This window comes from Curtobacterium sp. DN_7.5, from assembly GCF_022655355.1.
GTDB lineage: Bacteria > Actinomycetota > Actinomycetes > Actinomycetales > Microbacteriaceae > Curtobacterium > Curtobacterium luteum.
Genome location: NZ_CP093378.1, coordinates 414,002 through 440,579, shown reverse-complemented (window position 1 = coordinate 440,579; position 26,578 = coordinate 414,002). Strand labels below are relative to the sequence as shown.

The window sequence follows — 26,578 nt, the reverse complement described above, 5'->3', positions numbered from 1 at the left end:
AGGACCAGGACCAGGACCAGGACCGCGACCGCGGGTCGCGGGCGCGACCGCCGACCCGGGCGCGACCGCTGACGGCCTGGAGGCGCGGTGCCGGCCGACACCGCGCCTCCAGGCCCGTGAACCGTCACGTCAGCCGACGATGGCCGCCGTCCGGCGGTAGACCGCGTCGGTGTGCGCGGTGACGTCCGCGTGCACCGCACGCAGCGCGTCGTACACCGCGGCGTGCTCCGGGTGCGGCGCGAACCGGTCGCGCTCGACGACCATCGCGGCCGCCGCCGCGTCGAACGACGGGTGCACGCCGGTCGCGACGGCGGCGCAGATGGCTGCACCACGGCCCGCGGCACTGTCCCCGACCACCCGGATCGTGGGCCGCTGGAACACGTCGGCCATGACCTGCATCATGAGGTCCGAGGACGAGCCGCCACCCGAGACCACGACGCGCTCGTACCGCGTGCCGAGCTCGACGCCCATCGCGTCGGCCCGGTTGCGCATCGTCATGGCGATGCCCTCGAGGATCGACCGGTACACGTGGGCGCGCCCCTGCCGACCGTCGAACCCGAGCATCGAGCCCTTGCGGAACGGGGCGTCCGTCGGCGCGAGCCAGTCGAGCACCGTCAGCAGGCCGTCCGACCCGGGCGGCACCTGCGCGGCCTCGCGGTTCAGGACGTCCTCGACGCGCTCGTCTCCGGCCGCGGCGACAGCACCGGGCCCGAGCAGGTCCCGGAACCAGCTGACCGTCCACATCCCCCGACGGATCCCGCCGGACTCGTAGAGCCAGCGGCCGGGCTCGGAGCCGAAGTTCGTCCAGAAGTCGGTGGCCGACGTGATGTTCCGCTCCCCCACCGACATACCGGCGATGTACGTGCCGAGCGAGACGAGCAGCGTCGACGGGTCGAGGAGTCCGCACCCGAGGGCCTCGACCGCCTTGTCGTTCGCCGTCGCGACCACGGGCAGCCCTTCCGGGAGCCCGGTCGCCGCCGCGGCGTCCGCCGTCACGGTGCCGAGGACCGCGCCGGGGTCGACGAGCTCGAAGAGCTGCGACCGGTCCAGGCCCGTCGCCGCGTACCGGGCCGGGTCGTCCGCCCACCGCCAGGTGTCCGTGTCGATCGGCCACGAGCCCTGGTAGTTCGCCGCGGTGTCCCGGAAGGCACCGGTCAGCCGGTGGGTGACGTACCCGGACGACGTCGTGACGTACGCCACGTCGTCGTGCTCCGCCACGAACGGGCCGCTGACCCGGGCGTCCATCCAGCTCATCACGGGCTGCGCGAGGGACCCGTCGGCGCGCAGCACGGCCCGGCAGAACCGGATCGTGCAGAGGCCGACGCCGACGATGTCGGACGGGTCGCCCGGGAAGGCCGCCATCGCGAGTCGGCACGCCGCCGCGATCGAGTCCCAGAGGTCGTCGTCGGGGTGCTCGACCACACCCGGCTCCGGCGTGTGGTTCGGCCGCAGCGGGACCCGCCCCTCGGCGACGACCCCGCCCCGCTCGTCGAAGACCGTGACCTTCGACGACTGCGAGCCGTTGTCGATGCCGACGAGGTACCGGGTCATGCGCGGACGTTCCCGAACCGCGTGTCCGGGTCGGCCGCGGCCGGCTGGATCGCACCGGGGGCCGGGAAGATCGTGCCCTTGTTCATGATGCCCTTCGGGTCGAACTGCTCCTTGAGCCCCCGCATGATCGCGAAGGCCGAACCGTGCTCCTCCTCGACCCACGGCGTGCGGTACTTGCCGACGCCGTGGTGGTGGACCATCGATCCGCCGTGGCGCAGGGCTTCCTCCACGATGATCGCGTTGAGCGGGATGTGGTACTTCTCGATCTCCTCCTCCGGGGAGCAGTCGATCCGGTAGTCGTACACGAAGTACATGTTCGTGCCGGTCTGGTAGCTGTGCGAGGAGTGGCCGCCGAGCATCGTGAGGTCGTCGGCGTGCGGGTACTCGGTGCGGATGCGGTGCATCACGGCGTCGTACACGTCGCACACGGCCGACCAGTCCGCCGAGATCTCGGTGGTGTAGCCGAGGTGGCGGTCCTGGAGCATCGTGCGCTTCTCGGCGTCGATCTTGTCCTGCCCCCAGTTGAGCTGGTCGAACCACGCCTCGATGAGTGCCGGGTCGACCGGCTCGTGCGGGTGCTGGCCGAGGACGCGCTGGATCTCCGCGGAGGTCGCACGGACGATCCCGGCCGGGCCCTCGGCGACGAACACGACCACGCACTTGCCGTTCGAGAAGTGCGAGAAGTGCTGGTTCGCGTCCTCCGGCGAGTAGAGGCGGACGACCGACGGGTGGAAGCCGTTCACGATGACCTCGCGGAGGATCGCGATGCCGGTCCGCATGTCGTCGACGAGTGCGCCGTGGAACTCGTTGTTCTCCGGCTGGTACCGGAACACCTTGATCGTGACCTCGGTGATGACGCAGAGGGCGCCCTCGTTGCCGATGACGACGTGGCGGATGTCCGGCCCGGCGGACCGGCGCGGCACGGCCTTGATCCGGCGCACCCGGCCACCGGGGAACACGGCCTCGAGTCCGACGACCATGTCCTCGATCGCGCCGTACAGCGTCGAGAACTGCCCGATCGACCGGGTCGCGACGAGCCCGCCGTACTGCGCGAGCGGCTTGGACTGGGGCGAGTGGCCCGTGGTCAGGCCCTGCTGTCGGAGCTCGTCCTCGAGGCGCTGGAGCGGCACCCCCGCCTGCACGGTGGCCTGCATGTTCTCGGGGTCGATGCGCAGCACCGCGTCCATGCGGGAGCAGTCCAGCACGATCGTGTCCACCACGCTCGTCTCGAGGCCGCCCTCGGTGCCGGTGCGACCGGTCCGCGGGACGACGTTGACGAGGTGCTCGTCGGCGAAGGCGAGGACGGCGGCGACGTCCTCGGTGGACTCCGCGTTGACGATGGCGACGGGGGTCGGGGCGTCGTGGATGCCGTGCACCGCCTGGTACTTCTTGAAGCGGTCGACACTGGCGTCGAGCAGGTGCTGCTCGTCGGTGTCGATCTGCTCGGGGCGGACGACGGTGGCCAGGTGGGCGAGGATCTCGGCCCGGTCGAGGGTGGCGATCGATTCGATCATGGTGGTGGTCCTTCCGGTGGTGCGGTTCGTTGCGCTGGGTGCGGTTCGTTGCGCTGGGTGCGGTTCGTTGCGCTGGGTGCGTGGCTGGGGTGCCGTCGGACGGGAGGCGCGTGGCGGGGTCGTCGCGCGCCGTGCGTCCGCCGGGTGGTCGCGCTAGCGCACCAGGTACCCCCCGTCGACGGTCAGGGTGTGCCCGTTGACGTAGTCGGAGGCGCGGGAGGCCAGGAAGACCGTCGCGCCCATGAGGTCGGCGACGTCGCCCCAGCGCCCGGCCGGGATGTGGTCGAGGACGCGCCGGTTCGTCTCGGGGTTCGACCGGGTCTGCTCGGTGATCTTCGTGGCGAAGTACCCGGGCGCGATCGCGTTCACCTGGACGCCGTGCTGCGCCAGCTCGTCGCAGTACGCCTTCGTGAAGCCGACGATCCCGTGCTTCGTCGCCGCGTAGGCCGGGGACCACTGGCCGCCGAGGAACGCGAACAGCGACGCGATGTTGATGATCTTCCCGGAGCCCTGCGCGACGAAGCGCTTCGCGACCGCGTGGCCGAGGGCGAACGGCGCGGTGAGGTTGACCGCGACCATCGGGTCCCACTTGGCGCGGTCGAACGCCTCGACGTCGTCGAGCAGGCAGATGCCCGCCGAGTTCACCAGCACGTCGATGCCGCCGAGGGCACGCTCGCACTCGGCGACGATGCGCTCCGGGGCGTCGGGCGCGGTGAGGTCGACCTGGAGGAACGCGTACCGACGTCCCTCGGCCTCGACGAGCTCGCGGGTCGTGCCGTCGTCGTCGACGACGCTCGGCACGAAGACGTCCGCGCCGGCCTTGGCGAGGGCGAGCGTGAACGCCTGGCCGAGGCCCGAGTTCCCGCCGGTGACGACGGCGCGCTTGCCCGCGAGGGAGAAGAGGTCCAGCGAGAAGTCGCGGATGTCCATGGGGAGGGGTCCTTTCGTGGTGGAGGTCAGGCCGCGGCGACGACGGCGTCGTCCTGCGGGCGGCGTGCACGGTCACGGGCGCGGAGGCGCATCGTGACCGTGGTGGTGACGACGCCGAGGAGTGCCGCGCCGAGCAGGACGGCGAACATCGTCGTGTAGCCGCCGCCCTGCTGCGGGACGTCGTTCGCGGGGTCGCCGACCCACCAGGCCGCCAGGGCGGGCAGGAACGCGTCCGGCAGGTAGGCGATGCCGGACGCCAGCCCGATCACGCCGCCGCGCTGGGCGAGCGGGACCTCGACCTCGCCGACCTGGGCCCAGTAGACGCCGCGCGCGGTGAACACCGCGAGGCACATCACGACCATGAGCACGACCGCGACCCAGACGAGCGCGGGCCGCTGGGGCACGAGGAGGAACCCGAGCGCGCTCGCGGCGGCGACGACGAACGCCCAGCGCAGGAACGCCGGCGACGACTTCGTCCAGCGGGCGACGAGCGCGCCGCCGGCCGGTCCGCCGAGGATCTGGAAGACGTAGGTGCGGACGACGCCGATCGCGCCGAGGAGCACGACGGGCACCGCGTAGCCGTACTGCAGCAGCGGCGTCAGGTACCCGAGCAGCGTGTAGAAGCAGTACATCAGCATGATCGAGGCACCGATCAGCCAGGTGTACCTGTTCCGCGCGGCCGCGACGAGCTGGCGGAGCGAGACGGCCTGCTTCCCGACGCCGTCGAGCGCGGCCCGGTCGACCCGCACGACGAGCAGGACCAGCACCGCGAACACGAGGCAGAGCACGCCGTAGATCCGCATCACCGCGAGGACGCCGGCGGACTCGGCGATCGCCGCGGCCACGACGGCGGCGCCGACGAACCCGACCACCGTCGACGTGATGCCGCGGATGCCCTCGAGCCAGCCGAACAGCCACCCCTGCTCGTCCGCCGAGCCGAGCATCGACACGAGCTTGACCAGCGACGACCAGTAGAGGCCCATGCCGAGCACCGCCATGAACACGTGCGCCACGACGACGCCGGTCTCGTCCGGCACGGTCGACAGCCAGAGGTCGACGACCCCCATGCCGGCCAGTGCGACCACGATGAGGACCTTCGGCGAGAACCGGTCGGCGAACCACCCGCCGCAGAAGTACATGACCACGGCGACGGCGCCGAAGATGCTCGTCACCTCGCCGTAGCGCTGGATCGAGAGACCGAGGGCGTGCGCCGTGTCGGCGAGGAAGACGAACCGGATGTAGGCGACCTGGAAGATCGCGCCACCGGTCATCGACAGGACGATGAAGCTCGTCAGTCTGCGGGACTTGGTCAAGACCACTCCTTCGTGGTGATCGGGGGACAAAAAAAGAACAGCGACACCCCAGCGCTGGTGCGCTGCGGGTGCCGCTGTTCTCTGAGGTCTGGAGCGACTGCCGTCCTCGGGCGGACGGCCGATCTGCAGTTGTGGTGATCCGCGATATGCCGGATACGGGGTGAACGCTACCCCAGGTCGGTCGGACGGCACAACCTGCTCCCGGCTCCCGGGTGGCGCTCGGCACGCGGACGTGCATAATGATCAGGCCCGGAATGTGAACGTGCACATCGACGTGCCACGACACCGGGCGGGAATGAGCAGCAATGGCGTCGACGCGAGCACAGCAGTCGCGTGCGCCCAGCATCCGCGACGTCGCACGGGTCGCCGGGGTCTCGCACCAGACGGTCTCGCGGGTCCTGAACAACTCCGACGCCATCCGCGCCGAGACGCGCGACCGGGTCCTCGCGGCGATGGAGCAACTGCAGTACCGGCCGAACCGGGCCGCGCGGGCGCTGGTGACGAGCCGGACGCACACCATCGGGGTCCTGACCGCACGCCGCGCCCACTACGGACCCGCGGTCGCGTTGCAGGCGATCGAGGACGCGGCGGTCGCCCGCGGGTACAACGTCACGACCTCGACCCTGACCGAGACGACCGACGAGGCGGTGCGCGAGAGCATCCAGCGTCTGCTCGACCTCGACGTCGAGGGCATCGTCGTGATCGCCCCGCAGCAGAAGGTGTTCGACCTCATCGAGGAGCTCGGCATCCGGACGCCCTACGTCACGATGCGCGCGAGCGTCGGCGAGGACCCCACCGCGCTCTGGGTGGACCAGATGGAGGGCGCCCGGCTCGCCACCGCGCACCTGCTCGACCTCGGACACGAGTACGTCCGGCACATCGCCGGGCCGCAGGACTGGATCGAGGCGGACGCGAGGATGCAGGGCTTCCTCCGGGAGATGTCCGACCGCGACATGCCCGTCGTGGCGCCGATCCTCGGGGACTGGACCGCCGACTTCGGCTACCACGCCGGCCGGGAGCTCCTCCGTTGGCGGGACTGCACCGCGGTGTTCTGCTCGAACGACCAGATGGCGCTCGGGCTCATGCACGCCGCGCGCTCCTACGGGTTGGACGTGCCCGGCGACCTCTCGGTGGTGGGCTACGACGACATCCCCGAGGCGAAGCACTTCTGGCCGCCGCTGACGACCGTGCAGGTCGACTTCGCCGAGCTCGGGCGGCGCTGCGTGGACCTCCTGCTCCCCCGCGACGACGAGCAGCTCCGGCCGATCGACATCGTGCCGCAGCTCGTCGTCCGCGGCTCGACGAGCGCGCCGCGCTCACGCTGACGCGCCCTGGCAGCGGTCGCCGACGCGCCCACGCGACGGCCTGGAGGCGCATGCCGGGGCCGCCCCGCGCCTCCCGGCCGGACCGTGCGGAAGTCCGCATCCGCGCGCCGCACCACCCCACACCGGGGGACGTGACGCGGCGCGTTCCGCCGCTCGACGCGGGCCGTTACACAAACGCGACAAAGACGAATTGACAGCATCGGGACCCCTGTGCGTAGGATTGCCCCCGTTCCAGCCGATGTGACCGTTCACATGGACCGTCACACGGCAGGGGCACCGGACGCGACAACGGGGTCCACGCAGGTGACTGCGCCCCCGCTGCCGCAGTGTCAACCCGAATGACTGCCGCGCTGGAGCGGCAGAAGGAGATGCACCGTGGCGTCAACCCCACAGGGCCCCGACCAGGTCGAGGACCCCCTCGCGACGAGGTCGGTGACCGCAGCCGAGACCATCCTCGAGATGCGGTCGATCACCAAGGAGTTCCCGGGCGTGAAGGCCCTCTCCGAGGTGTCGCTCACCGTCCGTGCCGGCGAGATCCACGCGATCTGCGGCGAGAACGGTGCCGGCAAGTCGACCCTGATGAAGGTGCTGTCGGGCGTGTACCCGTACGGCACCTACGACGGCGAGATCGTCTACGAGGGCGAAGAGGTCCGGTTCAAGGACATCAAGCAGTCCGAGCAGGCCGGCATCGTCATCATCCACCAGGAGCTCGCGCTCATCCCGGAGCTCTCGATCACCGAGAACCTCTTCCTCGGGAACGAGCCGTCGAAGTTCGGCGTGATCGACTGGACGAGCGCCCAGCTCCGCGCCCAGGACCTGCTCGCCCGTGTCGGCCTGGACGAGGACCCGGACACGCAGATCAAGAACATCGGCGTCGGCAAGCAGCAGCTCGTCGAGATCGCCAAGGCCCTGCACAAGGACGTCAAGCTCCTCATCCTCGACGAGCCGACCGCGGCGCTCAACGAGAACGACTCGCAGCACCTGCTCGACCTCATCGTCGGGCTGAAGTCCAAGGGCATCGCGAGCATCATCATCAGCCACAAGCTCAACGAGATCGAGCAGATCGCGGACGAGATCACGATCATCCGTGACGGCAAGACGATCGAGACCCTCAACGTGAAGGGCGACGGCGTCAACGAGGACCGCATCATCCGCGGCATGGTCGGCCGCTCGCTCGAGAGCCGTTTCCCGGACCGCACCCCGAAGATCGGCGAGACCTTCTTCGAGGTCCGCAACTGGACCGTGCAGCACCCGCTCGACCCGTCGCGCCTGGTCTGCAAGGGCTCGAACTTCCACGTCAAGCGCGGCGAGATCGTCGGCTTCGCCGGCCTCATGGGCGCCGGTCGGACCGAGCTCGCGATGAGCATCTTCGGTCGGTCGTACGGCACCTGGCTCGGCGGCGAGATCATCAAGGACGGCCGCGAGATCAAGGTCGCGAACGTCCAGCAGGCGATCGAGAACGGCATCGGCTACGTCTCCGAGGACCGCAAGGCGCTCGGTCTCAACCTGCTCGACACGGTGAAGCGGTCGACGGTCTCGGCGGACCTGCCGAAGATCTCGAAGGCCGGCGTCGTCGACTCCCTCGAGGAGTACAGCGTCGCCGAGCGCTACCGGAAGCTGCTCCGCACGAAGGTGCCGACGGTCGAGGAGAACGTCGGCAAGCTCTCCGGCGGGAACCAGCAGAAGGTCGTCCTGTCGAAGTGGATGTTCACCGACCCCGACCTGCTCATCCTCGACGAGCCGACCCGCGGCATCGACGTGGGCGCGAAGTTCGAGATCTACGGCATCATCCAGCAGCTCGCGGCGGAGGGGAAGGGCATCATCCTCATCTCCTCCGAGCTCCCCGAACTCCTCGGCCTCTCGGACCGGATCTACACGATCTTCGAGGGCCAGATCACGGCCGACGTCCCCGCGGACCAGGCAGACCCCGAAACCCTCATGCGCAGCATGACCTCCGCGCGGAAGGGCGCACTCGTCTCATGAAGAACCTCAGACTGCTCTTCGGCAAGGGCAACAGCATCGGCCAGTACGGCATGATCATCGCGTTGATCGTGATCGTCGCCTTCTTCGCATGGCGCACGAACGGGCTCATCCTCGAGCCCACCAACGTGATCAACCTGTTCCTGCAGTACTCCTACATCCTCATCCTCGCGCTCGGCATGGTGATGGTGATCATCGCGGGCCACATCGACCTCTCGGTCGGTTCGGTCGCGGCGTTCGTCGGCATCATCGTCGCGCAGTCGATGTCCGTCTGGCAGTGGCCCGCTTGGGCGGCGATCCTGCTCGGCCTCGGCGTCGGCGCGCTCGTCGGCGCGTGGCAGGGCTTCTGGGTGGCGTTCGTCCGGGTCCCCGCGTTCATCGTGACGCTGGCCGGTCAGCTCATCTTCCGCGGTGCGAACCAGATCATCGGCCAGTCGACCTCGGTGCCGACGCCGGACTCCTACAACGGCATCGGCGCGGGCTTCCTCCCCGACTTCGGACCGAACACGACCTACTCGAACGGCACGCTGCTCATCGGCCTCGCGACGATCATCGCGCTCATCGTCATCGAGATCCGCGGCCGCGCCCGCCGTCGCAAGATGCAGGCCGAGGTCCCGCCGCTGTGGGTCTCCGTGGTCCGCACCGGTGTGCTCGTCGTCGTCACGCTCATCGCGACCTACCTGTTCGGCGCCGGCCCGGTCGGCACCTCGGTCCCGATCGTCGCGATCATCCTCGGCGTCCTCACGATCCTCTACGGCTTCATCACGAAGAACACGATCTTCGGTCGCCAGGTCTACGCGGTCGGCGGCAACTCGAACGCGGCCGTCCTCTCCGGCGTCAGCGCCCGCAAGGTCAACTTCTTCGTCATGGCGAACATGTCGGTCCTCGCCGCCATCGCCGGCATGGTCTTCGTCGGGTACTCGAACGCCTCGGGCCCCGCGGACGGCACCGGCTGGGAGCTCGACGCGATCGCCGCCGTGTTCGTCGGTGGCGCCGCGGTCGCCGGTGGCATCGGCACCATCTCGGGCTCCATCATCGGTGGTCTCGTCATGGCGCTCCTGTCGAACGGCCTCCAGCTCATGGGCATCGAGTCGAACAAGGTCCAGATCATCCGTGGTCTCGTCCTGCTCGTCGCCGTCGCATTCGACGTCTACTCCAAGTCCCAGGGTCGTCCCTCGCTGATCGGCGGCATGATGCGCCAGTTCCAGCGCAAGGACACCGAGCAGAACACGGTCGCTGCCCAGCAGCCGCGGTCCATCGAGGACCAGCCGGAGAAGGTCAACGTCCAGTAGCACGTGGCGCCGGGCGGGCACCCGTCCGCCCGGCGCACGAATCCCCATCACCACAGCACCAACCCCTCAACGAAGAGAAAGCAATCTCATGCGCAAGAAGCTCATCGCCGGCATCGGTCTGGCCCTCGTCGCGGGCCTCGCCCTCAGCGGCTGCTCCGCACGCGGAACCTCGGACTCGGGCAGCAGCTCGGGTGCGACCATCAAGAAGGGCGACCTCATCGGCGTCGCGCTGCCGGCGAAGACCTCGCAGAACTGGGTGCTCGCGGGCGCCGCGTTCAAGAAGTCGATCGAGGACGCCGGCTTCAAGGCCGACATCCAGTACGCCAACGCCGGCAACCCGGTCCCCGACCAGCAGTCGCAGATCTCGAGCATGGTCACCAAGGGCGCCAAGGCCGTCATCATCGGTGCGGCCGACGGCTCGCAGCTCGGCTCGCAGGTCAAGGCGGCCAAGGCGCAGGGCGCCACGGTCATCGCCTGGGACCGCAACATCCTGAACACGAAGAACGTCGACTACTACGTGGCGTTCAACAACTTCAAGGTCGGCCAGCTCCAGGCGCAGGCGCTCCTCGACGGCCTCAAGGCCAAGAAGGGCAACGGCCCCTACAACATCGAGCTCTTCGCGGGTTCGGCTGACGACGCCAACGCGACCGTCTTCTTCAACGGTGCGATGGACGTGCTCGAGCCGAAGATCAAGGACGGCACGGTCAAGGTCGTGTCCGGCCAGGAGACCTTCCAGAAGGTCCAGACCAAGGGCTGGCTCGCGCAGAACGCCCAGTCGCGCATGACGGACCTCCTCTCGCAGTACTACTCGGGCAGCACCAAGCTCGACGGCGTCCTCTCGCCGAACGACACCCTCGCCCGGGCGATCCTGACCGCGACGAAGGCCGCCGGCAAGGACACCCCCGTCATCACCGGTCAGGACTCCGAGACCGCGTCGATCCCGCTCATCATGAAGGGCACGCAGTACTCGACGATCTACAAGAACACCACGGAGGAGGCCCAGGCCGCCATCGACCTGGTGTCGGACCTCGCTGACGGCAAGACCCCGAAGACGGTCTCCGACAAGAACAACGACAACGGCGTGAAGGTCGTCCCGACGGTCGAGCTCACCCCGATCCTCGTCACGAAGGACAACGCGGTCGAGGCCTACAAGGGCAACGACACGCTCGAGCAGCTCGCCAAGCAGGGCTGATCGCAGCACTGCCGCACACACAGCACACGGACGGCCCCGTCTCGCACCGCGAGACGGGGCCGTCCCGCGTCCACACCGCGACTGCTCACGGCGCGACCGCGCACCGCCCGGGAGGCACGGTGCCGGCCCGCCCCGCGCCTCCCGGCCGTCAGACGGCCACGTCGTCGACGTGGGCCGCCCGCAGGCGCCGAGCCGCCGCGCAGAGGTGCGGGACGTCGGTCCGCGCGGTGCCGAGGACCACCGCGGGCGTGGTGTCGAACGAACGCCGGGTGAGCCGCTCGGCGAGGAGCGAGACCTTCCGCCACGGGATGCTCGGCTCGGCGGCGGTCAGTTCGTCCGGCAGCATGCGCACCGCCTCGCCGATCTCGACGAGTCGCATCCGGACGGCGTCGTACACGAGCAGTTCCGGGAGCGCGTCGTCACCGACGTAGCCGCGGATCAGCTCGCACGCCCGGACGACGTCGTCCAGGCGCTCCCCCGTCCCCCGGGTCACAGTGGGACCGCCTCCCGCACGACCCGCGGGTCCATCCCAGCGGCGTCGACCACGTCGACCCGGGCGCACAGCAGCTGTTCGGCCTCGTCCTGCATCCGCATCAGCGCGAAGATCCCGAGACCCGTCCCGAGGTCCACCATGAGGTCGACGTCGCTCTCCGGCCCGTCCTGACCCCGCGCGACGCTCCCGAAGAGGCGCGGGTTCCGGCCACCGAACCGGTGCACGATGTCGCGGAGCTCGGACCGGGCGGCGGCGACCCGTTCCCGCAGCGGCGGCGGCTCCTCGATCGGCTCGAGTTCGATGGTCGCCGTGAAGCCGGCCGCGCGCAGCAGCCGCTGCAGCGCCGCCAGCGACGGGTCACGACGACCGTTCTCGTAGGTGCTGATGACGCTCTGCGTGACGCCGGCCCGGACGGCGAGCTGCACCTGGGTCAGTTCCGCGCGGACGCGGGCGCCACGGATGAGCTCGGCCGCCGACACTGGCGGCGCGGGCCTGGGGAGGACTGCGGACATGCGGCCACGATACACAGAATGCGAAATGTTGCGACCCATGCACTGCGGTTCGCCACAATGCACTGCTGGGATTGCTCCTGCTATATCGCGGAGCGTCGATGCGCCTGCGGTCAGTCGATGCGCCTGCGGTCAGTCGATGCGCCTGCGGTCAGTCGATGCGCCTGCGGTCAGTCGCGCGTGGAGACGTCCGTCCGGTGGAAGTTCTGCGCCGACCGGGACGCCGTCGGGCCCCGCTGCCCCTGGTAGCGGGACTGGTACTCGGCCGAGCCGTACGGCTTCTCGGCGGGGCTGGAGAGCTGGAAGAAGCAGAGCTGCCCGATCTTCATGCCCGGCCAGAGCTTGATCGGCAGCGTCGCGACGTTCGAGAGCTCGAGCGTCACGTGACCCGAGAAGCCCGGGTCGATGAAGCCGGCCGTCGAGTGCGTCAGCAGACCGAGGCGTCCGAGCGAGCTCTTGCCCTCGAGGCGCGCCGCGATGTCGTCCGGCAGGCTGACGACCTCGAACGTCGACCCGAGCACGAACTCCCCCGGGTGCAGGACGAACGCCTCGTCCGGGTCGGTCTCCACCAGGCGGGTGAGCTCGGGCTGGTCCTCGGCCGGGTCGATGTGGGGGTACTTGTGGTTGTCGAACAGCCGGAAGTACTTGTCGAGCCGGACGTCGATGCTCGAGGGCTGCACGAGCGACGCGTCGTACGGGTCGAGCCCGATGCGTCCGTCGGCGAGCTGGGCGGTGATGTCGCGGTCGGAGAGCAGCACGCTGGAAGCCTAGCGGCCGGGGGACCGCATCGATATCCTGTCAGGCTGCCCAGGGTCGGGGAGCGAACAGGAGCAGGACGATGACGACCGCCGGCCGACCGCCGTACACCGTCGAGGAGCTCGACGTCCCCACCACGATGCACGACGACCCCGCCCGGGTGGCGGCCTTCCGGGCATGGCTCGCGGTGTCCGACCGCGCGGAGGCCGCCGTGCACGGGCTCCCCGAGCTGGCCTGGACCGCCGACGAGTACCTGCCGATGTGCCACACACCCGGCGCCCCGAGCCGGCTCTTCGTCGCGCGGGACGCCTCGGGCACGGTCGTCGGCGCGGCCTCGTACGACTCGAAGGAGGAGCCGGGGACGACGAACTGCTGGCTCGCCGTCGGCGTCGACCCGGCGCACCAGGGCCGCGGCGTGGGCACCCTGCTGGCCGACCACGTCGAGCGGATCGCACGGGAGCAGGGTCGGACGCAGTGGAAGACGTACGCGGTGTCGCGGCAGGTCGGCCCCGCGTCGGGCGACGGGTTCCTGCAGGCGCCGACGGGCCACGGCGCGGTCCCCGCCGACGAGGCGGGGGTCCGCTTCCTCACCCGCCGCGGGTGGCGGTTCGGGCAGGTGAACCGGATCAGTCGGCTCGCGCTGCCGGCGGACGTCGCGGTGGTCGGCGCGGCGCGGGCGCGAGCGGTGTCGGCCGCCGGGGACGCGTACCGGACGCACCGGTGGACGGGGCGCACTCCCGAGCGCTGGCTCGACGGCGTCGCCCTGCTGCGCACGCGGATGTCGACCGACGCACCCGAGGGGGACATGGAGGAGCCGGAGGACGTCTGGGACGCCGACCGCCTCCGTGAGCAGGAGGCCGAGTTCGACCTGGCCCCGCGGACGATGGTGACGGTCGCCGTGGAGGACGTCGCCTCCGGGTCGCTCGTCGGGTTCTCGCAGCTCGCCGTCCCGGACGACCCCGGTCGGGCGGTCATGCAGTGGGACACGCTCGTGCTCCGGGAGCACCGGGGACACCGGCTCGGGTGGTTGCTCAAGGTCGAGGGGATCGCGTCCGTCGAACAGGCGTTCCCCGGGCGCCCGTCGATCATCACCTTCAACGCCGAGGAGAACCGGCCGATGCTCGACGTGAACGAGGCCGTCGGGTTCGTCGGCGTCGGCAGCGAGGGCATCTGGGAGCACCGGGACTGAGGCGGCCCGAGGCGGCCGAGCCCGTCCGCCCCAGACTGTGCCGGACTGTGCCGGCGTTGCGGACGCACACCGCGCCCCTCCCCACCGGCACGGCCCGGGCACCGCTGGCGCGTCGCCCGGGAACCGGCGGCGTGGGCCCAGGCTGGGGCGCTTACCATGGGACGGTCATGACCGTCACGTCCTCCGCACCCCCGTCCGGAGGCGCGGCGCCGGAATCGGCGCCCGTCACCGCGCGCACGTCCACCGTCGCGACGGTCCTGGTGATCGCCGTCCCCCTCGCCGCAGCCCTCGCCGTCCTCGGCATGGTGCTGACCGGCGCGTTCGGCTCCGACCAGCAGCTCGTCTCCGCCGGCGACCTCGTCACCTACGGCCTGCCCGTCGCGCGCGCCGTGCACGACACGATGGCGGCGGTGACGATCGGCCTGCTCATCGTCGCGGCGTTCGCGCTGCCGGCACGCAAGCAGGACCACGGGGCCGTCTCGAGCGTGCAGCACCGGGCCACCCGGTGGGCGGCAGCGACCGGGAGCGTGTGGTTCCTGGCCGCGGTCGTCGGCATCGTGCTCACCGGGGCGAACACGCTCGGCGTGCCGCTGACCTCCCCGGTGTTCGCGCGCAACTTCCTGCTCTTCGCCTTCCAGGTCGAGATCGGGCAGGCGCTCGTGGTCTCCGCGGCGGCGGTCCTGCTCGCGACCGTCGTCGCCACGTTCGCGACCCGGGTGACGACCCTGGCCGTCGCGACCGTCCTCGCGCTCTTCGCGCTGCTCCCCCTCGCACTGTCCGGCCACGCCGCCGGGTCGCTCGAGCACGCGAACGCCGTGAACTCGCTCGCGGTGCACCTCGTCGGCGTGTGCGTCTGGGCGGGTGGCCTCGTCGCAGTGCTGCTCCTGCGCACCCGCACGAAGGGTGCGACCGGTCGTGTCGTGTCGCGGTACTCGACCCTGGCCGGCTGGTCCTTCGGGGCCGTCGCGTTCTCCGGGATCGTGAACGCGTCGCTGCGTCTCACCGGCCCGCTCGACCTGGTCACCACGCCGTACGGCTGGCTCATCACGACGAAGGCCGTCATCCTCGTGCTGCTCGGGCTCGCGGGGGTCGTGCAGCGCCGACGGCTCGTGCCGGCGTTGCTCCGGTCACCGCTCGACCGCCGGGCGTTCACCCGGTTCGCGCTCGCCGAGATCGTGTTCATGGCCGTGGCGATCGGCGTCTCGGTGGCGGTGTCCCGCTCGCAGCCGCCGATCCCCCAGACTCCCGAGACCGGCGACGACACCCGCTCCGGGCTCATCGGCTACCCGTACCCGCCGACGCAGACCCTGCACACGTACTTCACCGAGTGGCACTGGGACTGGGTGTGGGCCGCGCTCGCCGTGACCGGGGCCGTCTGGTACCTGCTCGCGGTGCGGAAGCTCCGGAAGCGCGGCGACGCCTGGCCCGTCGGCCGGACGATCGCGTGGCTCGTCGGCTGCGCGCTCTTCATCTGGACGACCTCGGGCGGACCGGCCGTGTACGGCATGATCCACTTCTCGTCGCACATGGTGCAGCACATGCTGCTCATGATGTTCGTGCCGCTGCCGCTCGTGCTCGGCGGACCGGTGCTGCTCGCCCTGCGGACCCTGCCGGTGCGCAACGACGGCTCGCGCGGCGCCCGCGAGTGGCTCATGCTGTTCGTGCACTCGCGGTACATGCAGTTCATGGCGAAGCCCGCGGTCGCCGGGGTGGTCTTCGCCGGCTCCCTCGTGGTGTTCTACTTCACGCCGGCCTTCGAGTACGCGATGCAGTCGCACGAGTGGCACGTCGTGATGGTCGTGCACTTCGTCCTGAGCGGCTACCTGTTCTTCTGGGTGTTCGTCGGCGTCGACCCCGGCCCCGCCCGGCCGCAGTACCCCATCCTCATCATCGCGCTGCTCGCGACGCTGGCGTTCCACGCGTTCTTCGGCGTGGCCGTCATGACGTCCGAGTCCGTGTTCGCGGTCGACTGGTTCCACGCGCTCGGGCAGACGAACGACGCTGCGCTCCTGGCCGACCAGCACACCGGCGGCGGGATCGCCTGGGGTGCCGGCGAGCTCCCGATGGTCTTCGTCGCACTGCTCGTGGTGCGGAACTGGGTGCGGTCGGACACGCGTGACGCCAAGCGGCTCGACCGGAAGGCCGACCGCGACGGCGACGCCGACCTCAGGGCGTACAACGAGCGGCTCGCCGCGATGCACGACCGGGACTGAGCGGCGCCCGGCCCGGTTCGCGTTCGCGTTCGCGTTGCGATCCGCGTTCGCGTTCGCGTTCGCACAACCAAAGTCACTTCGCGCCGATGATCCCGCTGGTTCGGTTCGCTTTCGGTTGTGCGAAGACGATCGACACCGCCGCACCGCGACTCCGGCCGCGGGCCACGCGAGCCCCGACGGCCCGGGCTCAGTCGCCGTGGACGAGACAGACGGCATCGAGGTCCATCGCGGCCTCGAGCGCCGCGGAGATCCCCGACTCGCCGTCCGGCCCCGCCGGGGTCACCACGTCGACCCACCACAGCGGCACCTCGAGCGTCGGCGCCTCGGGCAGGATCCGTTCGACCTCGTCGAAGGCGTCCACCCGCCGCACCCCGAGCACGGTGAGCACCGGGTGGGTCGCGTCGCGGCAGACCTGCAGCACGGGGCCGTCGTCGAGGGCTCGGACGCCCCAGGTCTCGTCGTGCATGAGCAGCGCCTCGGCGACGTCGCGGATCTCCACCGGCTGCCGGCAGAGGAGCGTCACGTCACGCGGCACCGGGACCTCCGCTGACCGGAGCGCCCACGTGGCCGTCCTCGTGCGCGGGGTCGAGCGGTGCGCCGCCGACCAGCTGCAGGAAGCGGTCCTCGTCGATGCGGTCCAGGAAGGCCTCGAGCGCCTCCCACCCGTCCTCGAAGCGGACGATGAGCCCCGCGTCGGTTCCGTCGGCGGCGTCGTCGTCCGCGTGACGTCCACGCGTCCCGAAGGTCGTGGTCGAGGTCCGCGGTGGCGGCCACACCCCGTCACGGTCGAGGAACTCGGCGGCCTCGGGACCGACGACGACGGCGAGCGGCGACGGCTCCCCGTGCGACACGGCGCGGACGAGGTGGTCGGCGTCGCCCCGGCGCTGCATCACCACGCCGAAGACGGGCTCGACCTGGTCGGCGACCCGCTGCACGGCATCGAACATGCGCGGTGCGAGCGAGGGGTCGGCGTGCTCCTCCGGCACCGTGAGCACGGCGGACATCGTCTCGATGACGACCCCGTCCAGCAGGTGCGCGGTCATGGTCGCCGAGAAGCCGTCGCCGATCGCGTAGGACGTGGAGACCGCGGGCGCCTCGTGCTTCGCGTACTGCGTCACCACCCACCGGTCCCACGGGACCGTCAACGGCTCGGCGGTCCCCCACCGCGTCGGGCACGCGCCGACCGTGTCGCACAGGGCCTCGATCGCCGAGCCCATGTCGACCGCTCGGCCCTCGTGGTGCCGGAGGGTGAGGTCGATGCTGATCTGCCGGACCGAGTCCGACGACACCGGGTGCTCGGGCGACGGGGTCCCGACCAGTTCGGGACCCCGGTGCACGAAGTCCTCGATGCCGGAGGCCGCGGCGCCGGTCCGGCCGTCGCGGAGGGTGCCGTCGTGGTCGGCGACGGCCCAGGCGGCACCGTGCGCACCGAGGGCATGCCGGAGTGCCGGTGTCAGCGCGGCGCCGGGGCCCGTCCGCAGCACCACGGTCCGGCCCGCGGCCGAGGCGCGGCGGAGCAGCGAGGCGAACGCGTCGGTCAGCCACACCACCGACGATGCCGAGTCCACCACGAGCGCCGGGCCGACCACGTCGTCGATGAGGGGATGCCTGACCATCCGGTTCCTCCTCGGGTCGTCACTCGGTCGGATCCCCCTGGACGGTACACACGAGCACGACACCTGTCCGTCACGGCGGGCGGCTCACAGCGCCTACACGGACACCGGCCTGGAGGCACGGATCGCGGCCGCCCCGCAGCCCCCGGAGCGCGTTCGGCTGGCTTCCAGCGGAGAATCCGGTAGGGTTGTCGACGTCCCGCCGAGCGGGATGCGCGAGTGTAGTTCAATGGTAGAACTCCAGCTTCCCAAGCTGGTAGCGCGGGTTCGATTCCCGTCACTCGCTCCACGATCGCCGAGCACTACGCTCGCTCCATGGCTTCCCTCCCCACGACCCACGTCGTCATCGGCGGCGGGATCGTCGGCGCCGCGACGGCGTTCGCGCTGACCGCCCGCGGCGAGCGCGTCCTCCTCCTCGAGCAGCACGACCGCGGCCACGACCGCGGTTCCTCGCACGGTGCGAGCCGCATCTTCCGGCAGGGGTACGCCGACGCCGAGTACGTGGACCTCACCACGCGGGCACTGGACCTGTGGGAAGCGCTCGAGCGGCGGTCGGGCACGACGCTCATCGACCGGACCGGCGCCGTGGACCACGGTCGCCCCGATGCCGTCGACGCGATCGCCGCCGCGCTGACCGACGCGGGTGTCCCGCACGAGACGCTCTCGCCCGAGGACGCCGCTGCCCGGTGGCCCGGCATCGCCTTCGAAGGGCACGTCCTGGCGCATGCGACGGCGGGACGCATCCGGTCCGCCGCGGCGCTCGAGGTCTTCCTGACGCTCGCGGAGCGGACCGGGCTCGCCGACCTCCGGTTCGGCACACGCGTCACGGGCATCGAGGACCACGGCGACGACGCCACGGTGTCGTTCATCAGCGATGACGTCGACGTCGAGATGGTCCGGACCGCGTCCGTGGTGGCCGCCGTCGGGTCCTGGGCCCCCACGCTGGTCGGTGCCCTGCTCGCCGGACGCGGGGCGGGCCTCCCGGCCGTCCGCGTCACCCAGGAGCAGCCGGCCCACTTCCCCAGCCACCTGCCGGACGCGGCGTGGCCGAGCTTCGTGCACTGGGGCGAGGGCGACGGGGTCTACGGCCTGCTGACGCCCGGTGAGGGCGTGAAGGTCGGCTTCCACGGCACCGGTCCCGTCGTCGACCCGGACCACCGCGACTTCGCGCCGGTGCCCGCGGAGGCGGAGCGGCTGCAGGCCTACGTGGCGCGGTACGTGCCCGGCGTGGACGCGACGAAGCCGACGTTCATCAGCTGCCTGTACGACTCCACGCCGGACGAGGACTTCGTCATCGACCGCCGCGGTCCGCTCACCGTCGCGACCGGGTTCTCGGGCCACGGCTTCAAGTTCGCGCCCCTCCTCGGCGAGCTCGTCGCGGACCTCGCCCTCGGCGGCGCCCCACTGCCACGGTTCGCGCTCGCTCGCTGAGGCCGGACCCGTCCCGCTACGGTGGTCGGGTGCGCATCGTGGTGGCTCCGGACTCGTTCAAGGGCACCGCGACCGCGGCGTCCGTGGCTGCGGCGATCGCCGACGGCTGGCGCGCCGAGCGTCCCGACGACGACCTCGTCGTCGTGCCGATGGCCGACGGCGGCGAGGGCACGCTGGACGCCTTCGCCGCGGCGTTCCCCGACGCGGTGCTGCAGCCGCTGACGGTGACCGGTCCCGCGGGCGACCCGGTCGACGCCGCGTGGTTGCGCCTGCCGGACGGACGCGGCGTGGTCGAGCTCGCCGCGACGAGCGGCCTCCCCCTGCTCGGCGGGCACCTGCTGCCGGACACCGCGACCTCCCGTGGGTTCGGGGAGGCGATCGCCGCGGCGCTCGACGCGGGCGCGACCGGGCTCGTGCTCGGCATCGGGGGCAGCGCGTCCACGGACGGCGGCGCCTCCGTGCTCGACGTCATCGGCGGTCGGACGCTCCCCCGCGACGGCGTGACCGTCCTGACCGACGTGACCTCGCCGCTCGTCGGCCCGTCCGGCGCCGCAGCCGTGTTCGGGGCGCAGAAGGGCATCACACCCGACCGGGTGGCCGAGTTCGACGCCCGGCTGTCCGCGTTCGCCGCCCGCTTCCCGCACGTCGACCCCTCGACGCCGGGCGCGGGGGCCGCGGGCGGGGTCGGGTTCGGCCTGCTCACGTGGGGTGCGACCCTCGTGCGCGGTGCCGACGGGATCGCGGAGGTCCTCGGGCTGCCGACGCTCCTGGTCGGTGCGGACGTGGTCGTCACGGGCGAGGGACGGTTCGACGGACAGAGTGCCGCGGGCAAGGTCGTGTCGGTCGTGCGCGAACTGGCCGGACGACACGCCCCGGACGCCCGGACGGTGCTCGTGGCCGGCGCGATCGAGGCCCCGCTCGACGCCTTCGCCGCCGCGGCCTCGCTGACCGTGATCGCCACGCAGACCACGGGCGAACCGGACGACGCGCTCCGCGATCCGCTGCGCTTCGCCGCGATCGCGGGGACACGACTCGCCCGGATGTCCTGAAGAACCGCACAGGAGGGGGACCCCGTCGGTACCACGCTGTCCGCAGCGCGCAGGAGCACACTGGTCCGTCGGAGCCGGAACCGGTTCCGTCAGCTGACGACCCATCCCACGAGGAGACCTTTGCGCACCGTCAACGCCTACGCTGCCCCGTCCGCCACGGAGCCGCTCGTCAAGACCACCATCACCCGCCGCGACCTCGGTCCGAACGATGTCGAGATCGACATCGCCTACGCCGGCATCTGCCACTCGGACATCCACACCGTCCGGGGCGAGTGGGGCGAGATCCAGTACCCGCAGGTCGTCGGTCACGAGATCGTCGGCCACGTCTCGGCCGTCGGCTCCGACGTCAGCAAGCACCAGGTCGGCGACCGCGTCGGCGTCGGCTGCATGGTGAACTCCTGCGGCGAGTGCGAGAACTGCGTCAAGGGCGAGGAGCAGTATTGCCTCAAGGGCAACATCCAGACCTACGCCGGCGTCGACCCGGCCGACGGCAGCATCACCCAGGGCGGCTACTCGCAGGCGATCGTGGTGAACGAGGACTTCGTGCTCCGCGTGCCCGAGTCGCTCGACATCGAGAAGGTCGCGCCGCTGCTCTGCGCCGGCATCACGACCTACTCGCCGCTGCACCACTGGGGCGTCGGCCCCGGCTCCAAGGTCGCCGTGATCGGCATGGGCGGCCTCGGGCACATGGCGGTGAAGATCGCGGTCGCGCTCGGCGCCGAGGTCACCGTCCTGTCGCAGACCACCTCGAAGCAGGAGGACTCGCTCCGCTACGGCGCGAAGGCCCACTACGCGACCAAGGACCCGGCGACGTTCGAGGAGCTCGCGGGCTCGTTCGAGCTCATCATCAACACCGTGTCGGCGAAGATCCCGATGGGCGCCTACCTCGGCCTCCTCAAGGTCGACGGCACGCTCGTCAACGTCGGTGCGCCGTCGGAGCCGCTCGAGGTGCCCGCGTTCGCGCTCATCCCGCGCCGGCTCAGCTGGGCGGGTTCGGCGATCGGCGGCATCCGCGAGACGCAGGAGATGCTCGACTTCTGCGCCGAGAAGGGGATCCTGCCGGAGACCGAGCTCATCAGCGCCGACCAGATCAACGAGGCCTACGAGCGGGTGCTGTCCTCGGACGTCCGCTACCGCTTCGTGATCGACGCGGCCACGCTCGCCTGACGCGAGCAGCAAGGGACGGGAGGCACGTGGCGGATCCGCCACGTGCCTCCCGTCCGTTCCGGGACCGTCCGCAGGACGCTCCGCGGGCCGCCCCGCGGGCCGCTCCGGGGGCGATCATCCGCAGACCGCGACGCGCTCGTCCAGCGCGCGCAGGACGGTCGACGGGCCCCCGAACGGGGAGGACAGTGGGGGGATGTCCACCACCTGCACCCCCACCACCACGGCACTCGTGTCCGTGGCCGGCAGCGACACGGACTCGGCCATCCACGACCTCGCCGGGATGTACGCCGGCAAGGCCTGGTACTCCGCCCACGTCGACGACGACTACTGGTACCGCTACGCCGGCATCGGCGACAGCGACATGAGCATCCGACGGTCCCAGATGCACGGCTACCTCCGCGGTGACGTCGCCGTCGAGGGCGAGGTCGTCGTCCAGTGGATCGACTCCGGCACGGCCACCGTCGACACCCACCGCGACGCGACTCCCATGCGGCACGGCGTCCCGGTGCTCTTCCCGATCGAGCAGCGCTTCGAGATGGAGTACCGCGACTGGGACCAGCGGCTCGTGCACCTGAGCCGTGCCCTCGTGCTCGACGTCGCAGCGGAGCAGTACCTCGTCGACGGCACCCTCGCGTTCCACCGCGGGGTGGAGCCGGGCCAGGCGGCGATCCAGCAGTGGCAGCGGAGCGTCGCGGGTGCCGTCCAGACGTACCGCGAGGGCGGCACGGGCTCCCTGGCGTGGCACGAGTCCCAGCGCTCCGTGGCCCGTGCGCTCCTCGGTCTCTACCGCTTCCAGGCGCCAGCGCTCCCCGACCGCTTCGGTGCGCGGAGCAACCGCCGTGTCCGAGCGGCGGTGGAGCACATCCACGCGAACGCCGCGATGCCGCTGACGGTGTCCGACATCGCGCGCGCAGCCGACCTCAGCGTGCGGGGGCTGCAGGAGTCGTTCCAGCGCGCGCTCGACCGCACGCCGATGCAGTACCTGCGCGAGGTCCGCCTTCGTCGGGCACACGAGGACCTGCTGCGCTCGGAACCCGGCGAGGTCAGCGTCGCCGACGTCGCACGGCGCTGGGGGTTCAGCCACATGGGGCGCTTCTCGAGCGAGTTCCTGCAGCGCTTCGGCGAGTACCCGAAGAACACGCTCCGGCGGCGCTAGGCCACCTCGTCGCCGGTCGGGAGCGCCTCGCACCAGTCGACGGTGGACGCGGCGACGCTGGCCTCGAGGGCGCCCGACGCCGCGTCCACGATCGTCACGAGTCCGCTCGTCGCGGACCGGGTGACGACCGCGGCGAACTGCCCGTTCGGCGACGGACAGACCGCGGTGATCCCGGCGTCCGACGGGATGGTCACGGCAAGCCGGGAGGCGCGGGCCGGCCGCACGAGGAGGATCCGTTGGTCGAGCGTGCCGTCCGCGCGGACAGTGCCCACCAGCCGGAGGTACGTCCCGCTGGGCAAGGGCGCGATCCGGCCCAGGTAGGGCGCGTCCGTGCTCCCCTCCGGCGTCGCGATGGGCGTCCGTCGGCCGTCGGTCAGGTCGAGGTACTCGATCCCGGTGCCGGTCTCGACCACGGCCGTGGTGCCGGAGGCGACGAAGCCGTGCAGGGTCGTGGCGCTCCCCAGCCGCACCGCGGCGACCGAGCCGCTCATGTCGACGAGGACCAGGTCGTCGCCACTGGTGCGGACGAGCGCGCTCTCGGTCCGCGGGACGTACGCCCACTGTGCGACGGTCATCGGGACGGCGCCGGTCGTCGGTCTGCCGTCCGCCGCGATCGCCACGGGCATGTGGGTGCCGGTCATGTCGACGACGTAGAGGCCGACGTCGGTCGAGCGCCCCGACGACGTGTCGGCGTACTGGAAGCCGAAGGAGGCTCCGTCGTCCGCAGCGTGGAGCGCGGTCACCCTTCCTGCGGCGGTCGGCAGCGTGATCCGTTCGACGGGCAGGTCGTCGTCCTGCACGCCGCCGGCGAGCCCGACGACGTCGATCGCCGAGGCACCTCGGCCGACGTCGCGGACGACGACCAGCGACCGTCCGAGGCGCGCGTACGCCGTGATGCCGTCGTCCGCGTACACCGTCGTGGCGCCGCCGGCGTCGAGGGAGCGTCGGACGATCCGGTCCTTCCCGCCGCCCGGTCCAGCGGGGACGAGCGCGAGGACGTCGGTGCTCCCGGTGCGCACGGTGGCGCGGAGCGTCGCGCTCGACGACTGCCCGGGCGCACGGACACCGGTGACCGCGATCTCGTACGACCGGTCGTAGTCGAGCGGTCCGGCGAACTCGACGGCGATCGTGTTCCCGCTCGACGTGACCGTGTGGGCCGCTGCCGGTCGGACCACCACGTCCGCGGGGTGCACCGCTTGGACGGCCTGGTTCGCGGTGAGGATCACGCGCTGGGCCGGCTTCGCCACCAACCCGGCGGCGTCGTACGAGACGGCACGGAGCCGAGGACCCTGCTGCGCGCCGACGACCGCGGCGAGCGCACCGACGACGATGAGGACGACGGTCACCGCGAGGTACCGCGTCCGGAAGCGGTCGCGACGGGGGCGTCGAGCGTGGTCAGTACTCGTAGGGGTCACTCGGCTGCGCGATCTGTCGAACGGAGGACGCCTTCACGACGATCCTGGCGGCGGCGGACTGGTCGGGGTTGGCGACGAGGGAGCCGCGCACCGTGACCCAGCGGTCCGCGTCGGGGACGGCCCCGGTCGTGGTCACGCCGAGGCCGACCGGTTGCGCGTCGACGGCGCAGCAGCTGATCACGAACCGGGTCAGCGTGAACGATCCGTCGCCGGCAGGGACGACGAACCCCGTGAGCTCCACCCGCTTCCCGACGAGGGCGCTCGTGTCGGTGGACTGGCGGATGAGGGCGGCCCAGTCCTTGACGCCGTAGTCGGACGTGTCGACCGCGTCGCTGCCGAGGAGCGAGACCCCCTGCGCTCCGGTCGCGTTCGACAGCGTCGCGGCATCGACGCTGCGCTGCTGGGCGGTCCGGGCGGACAGCGTCGCGGGCGGCAGCACGAGCATGGCGACCGTCACCCCGATCGTCACGAGCGCCGCGGCCCAGCCGAGGACGACGCGGACGGGACGACCCGCGCCTCCCGGCCGTCCGCCGTGGACGCCGTGCGCGTCGGCCTCGGTGTCACCGTGCGCGTGGGCGTGCCCGCGCGCGACGACGACGAGTCCGGCGACCGCGGCCGGCACCGCGACGGCCGCGAGCACGACGGTGAAGACGGCGTACCGCGGGTTGATGTAGAGGTCGAGGTGACCGACGACCGCCAGCCAGAGCGTGCACAGCGCCACCGCGAGGACGGACCCGAGACCCAGCGCCGCCGGCGCGGTCGACTCAGACGAGGACATTCATCACCAACCCGACGGTCGCGGCGAACAGGACGCAGACGACGGCGAGCAGCACGAGGAAGCGCACTCGGAACGTCGTGCGGAGCAGGACGAGCATCTTCACGTCGATGATCGGTCCGATGATGAGGAAGGCGGTGATCGACCCGGGCAGGAAGGTGGAGGCGAACGACAGCGCGAAGAACGCGTCGACGTTCGAGCAGAGCGACACCGTCATGGCCAGGAGCATCATCGCGCCGACCGAGAGCACGGGGTTCGCGCCGATCGCCACGAGCGTCGAACGGGGTACGGCGACCTGGACGGCCGCGGCCAGCCCGGCGCCGACGAACAGGGCGGGCATCATGGTCGCGGTCTCGCCGCCGAACTGCGCCGCACTGTCCCGCCAGCGGTCTCGGGACGGCGGGGCACCGACGGCTGTGCGGCAGCGCGCCTCGAACGTGGGCAGCAGCAGCTCGGCCGGACGTCGGTGCGCGGCCACGATCCAGCCGACGAGGTTCGCGACGACGAAGCCGCCGACGATGCGCACGGGCAGGATCCACCCGGACCAGCCGAACGCCTGCGCCGTGCTGATGATCACGAGGGGGTTGAGGATCGGGGCGGCGACGAGGAAGGTCACCGCCTCGGCCGGGGTGAACCCGCGCAGCATGAGACCGCGGGCGAGCGGGACGTTGCCGCACTCGCAGACCGGGAACAGCATCCCGATGAGCGAGATCACGGCTCGACGGGGGACCGCGCGCTGCGGGAGCACCCGTTCGAGTACGCCCACGGGGACCCACACCTCGACGACGATCGAGAGCAGGATGCCGAGCACGACGAAGGGCAGGGACTCCACGACGACGCTGATCGCCAGCGTCAGGAAGTCCTGCACGACGTCCGGCAGTCCGGCGGACCCGACGGTCGGCGAGAGGACTCGGACGCCGAGGAGCGCGACGACTGCGACCAGCACGAGACCCGGGCCGGTGCGGCTCCGGGACGGGGTCGTGGCGGTGGCGGTCGCGCGCGTCACCTTGGCCACGATAGGCGACCGGGGCTGCCGCTCGGTGTCAACGAGTCGGCGTGCCCGTCGCGCGGGACCGCGACGCGGGCGCCGGCACCGCCCCGGGGCCTCAGCGCGGGGCGAGGCCGTCCAGGTGCCGGTCGAGCACACGGATCGCCCAGTCGCCGGACTCCCCCGGCGCGAGGCGCGAGACGTGCATCGCGAGACCGTCGATGAGGGCGTGCAGCCGCTGCGCCTCGAACACACGCTCGGCCTCGGGCACGCCGACCAGGCGGACGATCTGCTCGGTCCACTGCTGCATGTCGGAGACCACGCGGTCGAGCGCCGGCCGGAGCGCCGGGTCGGTCAGCGCCGCGTTGCCGAGCGCGAGGTAGACGTCGAGCTCGATGAGCCGCTCCTCGTCGAGGGGCAGCAGCTCGAGCAGGATGCGGCGGGCACGTTCCCGGTCGGGCAGCGTCTCGGGCACGGCGTCGACGCGGCGGGTGGTGGCGTCGAAGACGGTCTCGAGCGCGTGCGTCCGGACGCTCGCCTGCGTGGGGAAGACGTACCGGACGGTCGAGGGCGGGAGTCCGGCCTCGGCCGCGACGCCGCGCACGCTGAGCGCGCCGAGGCCGTTCCGAGCGAGCACCCGCGCCGCTGCGTCGGACACGATCCGGCGACGTTCTCCGACGTCGATGCTCCTGGCCACGGGTGCCATGTTCGCACGAGCGTGCTACTT

General features: G+C 71.4%; 23 protein-coding genes and 1 tRNA gene. 11 read left to right on the top strand and 13 right to left on the bottom strand.

Translation table 11 applies throughout. The annotated features are described in order from the left end of the window. Positions 1 to 129: 129 nt before the first annotated feature. The 4 genes from MON03_RS02135 to MON03_RS02120 form a co-directional block, all read right to left on the bottom strand. Complete coding sequence (locus MON03_RS02135) at positions 130 to 1,551, bottom strand: FGGY-family carbohydrate kinase (protein ID WP_242090235.1); 1,422 nt, start codon at positions 1,549 to 1,551, stop codon at positions 130 to 132. Continuing rightward, complete coding sequence (locus MON03_RS02130; protein WP_242090233.1) at positions 1,548 to 3,065, bottom strand: FAD-binding oxidoreductase; 1,518 nt, start codon at positions 3,063 to 3,065, stop codon at positions 1,548 to 1,550. Before MON03_RS02130 ends, MON03_RS02135 begins: the two co-directional genes overlap by 4 nt. Positions 3,066 to 3,218: 153 nt before the next feature. Beyond that, on the bottom strand, positions 3,219 to 3,995 hold the full coding sequence (locus MON03_RS02125) for an SDR family oxidoreductase (protein ID WP_242090231.1): 777 nt from the start codon (positions 3,993 to 3,995) through the stop codon (positions 3,219 to 3,221). Between the two features lie 26 nt (positions 3,996 to 4,021). Next, a complete protein-coding gene (locus MON03_RS02120; protein WP_022902617.1) occupies positions 4,022 to 5,308 on the bottom strand; it encodes an MFS transporter in 1,287 nt (428 codons plus the stop codon). A 305-nt stretch (positions 5,309 to 5,613) separates the two neighbouring features. On the opposite strand from MON03_RS02120, the gene MON03_RS02115 reads away from it, so the two are divergent. The 4 genes from MON03_RS02115 to MON03_RS02100 all read left to right on the top strand — a co-directional run bounded on the left by MON03_RS02115 (position 5,614) and on the right by MON03_RS02100 (position 11,097). Beyond that, entirely contained in the window at positions 5,614 to 6,633 is a 1,020-nt protein-coding gene (locus MON03_RS02115; RefSeq protein WP_175328833.1) for a LacI family DNA-binding transcriptional regulator, read from the top strand. Positions 6,634 to 7,092: 459 nt separating this feature from the next. Then, positions 7,093 to 8,616: a multiple monosaccharide ABC transporter ATP-binding protein gene (gene mmsA, locus MON03_RS02110; RefSeq protein ID WP_242091493.1), complete on the top strand. Its 1,524-nt coding sequence runs from the start codon at positions 7,093 to 7,095 to the stop codon at positions 8,614 to 8,616. Continuing rightward, complete coding sequence (gene mmsB / locus MON03_RS02105; protein ID WP_242090229.1) at positions 8,613 to 9,905, top strand: multiple monosaccharide ABC transporter permease; 1,293 nt, start codon at positions 8,613 to 8,615, stop codon at positions 9,903 to 9,905. The genes mmsA and mmsB overlap by 4 nt, the downstream gene beginning before the upstream one ends. An 88-nt stretch (positions 9,906 to 9,993) precedes the next feature. Next, positions 9,994 to 11,097, top strand: coding sequence for a substrate-binding domain-containing protein (locus tag MON03_RS02100; protein ID WP_242090227.1), 1,104 nt, complete (start codon positions 9,994 to 9,996; stop codon positions 11,095 to 11,097). A 148-nt stretch (positions 11,098 to 11,245) separates the two neighbouring features. Here MON03_RS02100 and MON03_RS02095 read toward each other — a convergent pair whose 3' ends face one another. From MON03_RS02095 to dcd, 3 genes are all read right to left on the bottom strand, one after another. Then, the gene (locus MON03_RS02095) at positions 11,246 to 11,590 is read right to left on the bottom strand and encodes a HepT-like ribonuclease domain-containing protein (RefSeq protein WP_242090225.1); all 345 of its coding nucleotides are present in this window, start codon (positions 11,588 to 11,590) and stop codon (positions 11,246 to 11,248) included. After that, on the bottom strand, positions 11,587 to 12,102 hold the full coding sequence (locus tag MON03_RS02090) for a helix-turn-helix domain-containing protein (RefSeq protein ID WP_042726503.1): 516 nt from the start codon (positions 12,100 to 12,102) through the stop codon (positions 11,587 to 11,589). Before MON03_RS02090 ends, MON03_RS02095 begins: the two co-directional genes overlap by 4 nt. Before the next feature lie 167 nt (positions 12,103 to 12,269). Next, the gene (gene dcd, locus MON03_RS02085; RefSeq protein WP_022903028.1) at positions 12,270 to 12,857 is read right to left on the bottom strand and encodes a dCTP deaminase; all 588 of its coding nucleotides are present in this window, start codon (positions 12,855 to 12,857) and stop codon (positions 12,270 to 12,272) included. A gap of 80 nt (positions 12,858 to 12,937) precedes the next feature. Here dcd and MON03_RS02080 point away from each other — a divergent pair, with 80 nt between their 5' ends. Further along, positions 12,938 to 14,044 carry a GNAT family N-acetyltransferase gene (locus MON03_RS02080; RefSeq protein WP_242090222.1) on the top strand — a complete coding sequence of 369 codons (1,107 nt, stop codon included), beginning with the start codon at positions 12,938 to 12,940 and terminating at the stop codon, positions 14,042 to 14,044. 167 nt (positions 14,045 to 14,211) lie between these two features. Further along, positions 14,212 to 16,257 carry a bifunctional copper resistance protein CopD/cytochrome c oxidase assembly protein gene (locus MON03_RS02075; protein ID WP_242090220.1) on the top strand — a complete coding sequence of 682 codons (2,046 nt, stop codon included), beginning with the start codon at positions 14,212 to 14,214 and terminating at the stop codon, positions 16,255 to 16,257. 187 nt (positions 16,258 to 16,444) lie between these two features. On the opposite strand, the gene MON03_RS02070 is transcribed toward MON03_RS02075, so the two are convergent. Both MON03_RS02070 and MON03_RS02065 read right to left on the bottom strand, forming a co-directional pair. Beyond that, entirely contained in the window at positions 16,445 to 16,792 is a 348-nt protein-coding gene (locus MON03_RS02070; RefSeq protein ID WP_022903031.1) for a hypothetical protein, read from the bottom strand. Continuing rightward, the gene (locus MON03_RS02065; protein WP_242090218.1) at positions 16,782 to 17,873 is read right to left on the bottom strand and encodes a DUF6177 family protein; all 1,092 of its coding nucleotides are present in this window, start codon (positions 17,871 to 17,873) and stop codon (positions 16,782 to 16,784) included. The genes MON03_RS02070 and MON03_RS02065 overlap by 11 nt, the downstream gene beginning before the upstream one ends. Before the next feature lie 212 nt (positions 17,874 to 18,085). On the opposite strand from MON03_RS02065, the gene MON03_RS02060 reads away from it, so the two are divergent. From MON03_RS02060 to MON03_RS02040, 5 genes are all read left to right on the top strand, one after another. Beyond that, positions 18,086 to 18,159: transfer RNA gene (locus tag MON03_RS02060), tRNA-Gly, on the top strand. A gap of 26 nt (positions 18,160 to 18,185) precedes the next feature. Next, a complete protein-coding gene (locus MON03_RS02055; RefSeq protein ID WP_242090216.1) occupies positions 18,186 to 19,301 on the top strand; it encodes an FAD-dependent oxidoreductase in 1,116 nt (371 codons plus the stop codon). Between the two features lie 29 nt (positions 19,302 to 19,330). Beyond that, positions 19,331 to 20,350 carry a glycerate kinase gene (locus tag MON03_RS02050; protein ID WP_242090214.1) on the top strand — a complete coding sequence of 340 codons (1,020 nt, stop codon included), beginning with the start codon at positions 19,331 to 19,333 and terminating at the stop codon, positions 20,348 to 20,350. A gap of 120 nt (positions 20,351 to 20,470) precedes the next feature. After that, complete coding sequence (locus MON03_RS02045; RefSeq protein WP_175328845.1) at positions 20,471 to 21,517, top strand: NAD(P)-dependent alcohol dehydrogenase; 1,047 nt, start codon at positions 20,471 to 20,473, stop codon at positions 21,515 to 21,517. Between the two features lie 193 nt (positions 21,518 to 21,710). Then, positions 21,711 to 22,673: a helix-turn-helix transcriptional regulator gene (locus MON03_RS02040; RefSeq protein ID WP_175328846.1), complete on the top strand. Its 963-nt coding sequence runs from the start codon at positions 21,711 to 21,713 to the stop codon at positions 22,671 to 22,673. Here MON03_RS02040 and MON03_RS02035 read toward each other — a convergent pair. From MON03_RS02035 to MON03_RS02020, 4 genes are all read right to left on the bottom strand, one after another. After that, positions 22,670 to 24,019: a hypothetical protein gene (locus MON03_RS02035; RefSeq protein WP_242090211.1), complete on the bottom strand. Its 1,350-nt coding sequence runs from the start codon at positions 24,017 to 24,019 to the stop codon at positions 22,670 to 22,672. The two genes, MON03_RS02040 and MON03_RS02035, sit on opposite strands and share 4 nt — an antisense overlap. Before the next feature lie 49 nt (positions 24,020 to 24,068). Continuing rightward, positions 24,069 to 24,866 carry a TIGR03943 family putative permease subunit gene (locus tag MON03_RS02030; RefSeq protein WP_242090209.1) on the bottom strand — a complete coding sequence of 266 codons (798 nt, stop codon included), beginning with the start codon at positions 24,864 to 24,866 and terminating at the stop codon, positions 24,069 to 24,071. After that, positions 24,853 to 25,869 carry a permease gene (locus MON03_RS02025; RefSeq protein ID WP_242090207.1) on the bottom strand — a complete coding sequence of 339 codons (1,017 nt, stop codon included), beginning with the start codon at positions 25,867 to 25,869 and terminating at the stop codon, positions 24,853 to 24,855. The genes MON03_RS02030 and MON03_RS02025 overlap by 14 nt, the downstream gene beginning before the upstream one ends. 100 nt (positions 25,870 to 25,969) lie before the next feature. Beyond that, positions 25,970 to 26,548 carry a TetR/AcrR family transcriptional regulator gene (locus tag MON03_RS02020; RefSeq protein WP_031273556.1) on the bottom strand — a complete coding sequence of 193 codons (579 nt, stop codon included), beginning with the start codon at positions 26,546 to 26,548 and terminating at the stop codon, positions 25,970 to 25,972. Positions 26,549 to 26,578 lie beyond the last annotated feature (30 nt).

Bases quoted from the DNA above. Each gene is read 5' to 3' on its own strand.
- MON03_RS02135 (WP_242090235.1), bottom strand. From the start codon at position 1,551: ATGACCCGGTACCTCGTCGGCATCGACAACGGCTCGCAGTCGTCGAAG.
- MON03_RS02130 (WP_242090233.1), bottom strand. From the start codon at position 3,065: ATGATCGAATCGATCGCCACCCTCGACCGGGCCGAGATCCTCGCCCAC.
- MON03_RS02125 (WP_242090231.1), bottom strand. From the start codon at position 3,995: ATGGACATCCGCGACTTCTCGCTGGACCTCTTCTCCCTCGCGGGCAAG.
- MON03_RS02115 (WP_175328833.1), top strand. From the start codon at position 5,614: ATGGCGTCGACGCGAGCACAGCAGTCGCGTGCGCCCAGCATCCGCGAC.
- mmsA (WP_242091493.1), top strand. From the start codon at position 7,093: ATGCGGTCGATCACCAAGGAGTTCCCGGGCGTGAAGGCCCTCTCCGAG.
- mmsB (WP_242090229.1), top strand. From the start codon at position 8,613: ATGAAGAACCTCAGACTGCTCTTCGGCAAGGGCAACAGCATCGGCCAG.
- MON03_RS02100 (WP_242090227.1), top strand. From the start codon at position 9,994: ATGCGCAAGAAGCTCATCGCCGGCATCGGTCTGGCCCTCGTCGCGGGC.
- MON03_RS02090 (WP_042726503.1), bottom strand. From the start codon at position 12,102: ATGTCCGCAGTCCTCCCCAGGCCCGCGCCGCCAGTGTCGGCGGCCGAG.
- MON03_RS02080 (WP_242090222.1), top strand. From the start codon at position 12,938: ATGACGACCGCCGGCCGACCGCCGTACACCGTCGAGGAGCTCGACGTC.
- MON03_RS02075 (WP_242090220.1), top strand. From the start codon at position 14,212: ATGACCGTCACGTCCTCCGCACCCCCGTCCGGAGGCGCGGCGCCGGAA.
- MON03_RS02065 (WP_242090218.1), bottom strand. From the start codon at position 17,873: ATGGTCAGGCATCCCCTCATCGACGACGTGGTCGGCCCGGCGCTCGTG.
- MON03_RS02055 (WP_242090216.1), top strand. From the start codon at position 18,186: ATGGCTTCCCTCCCCACGACCCACGTCGTCATCGGCGGCGGGATCGTC.
- MON03_RS02040 (WP_175328846.1), top strand. From the start codon at position 21,711: ATGTCCACCACCTGCACCCCCACCACCACGGCACTCGTGTCCGTGGCC.
- MON03_RS02030 (WP_242090209.1), bottom strand. From the start codon at position 24,866: ATGTCCTCGTCTGAGTCGACCGCGCCGGCGGCGCTGGGTCTCGGGTCC.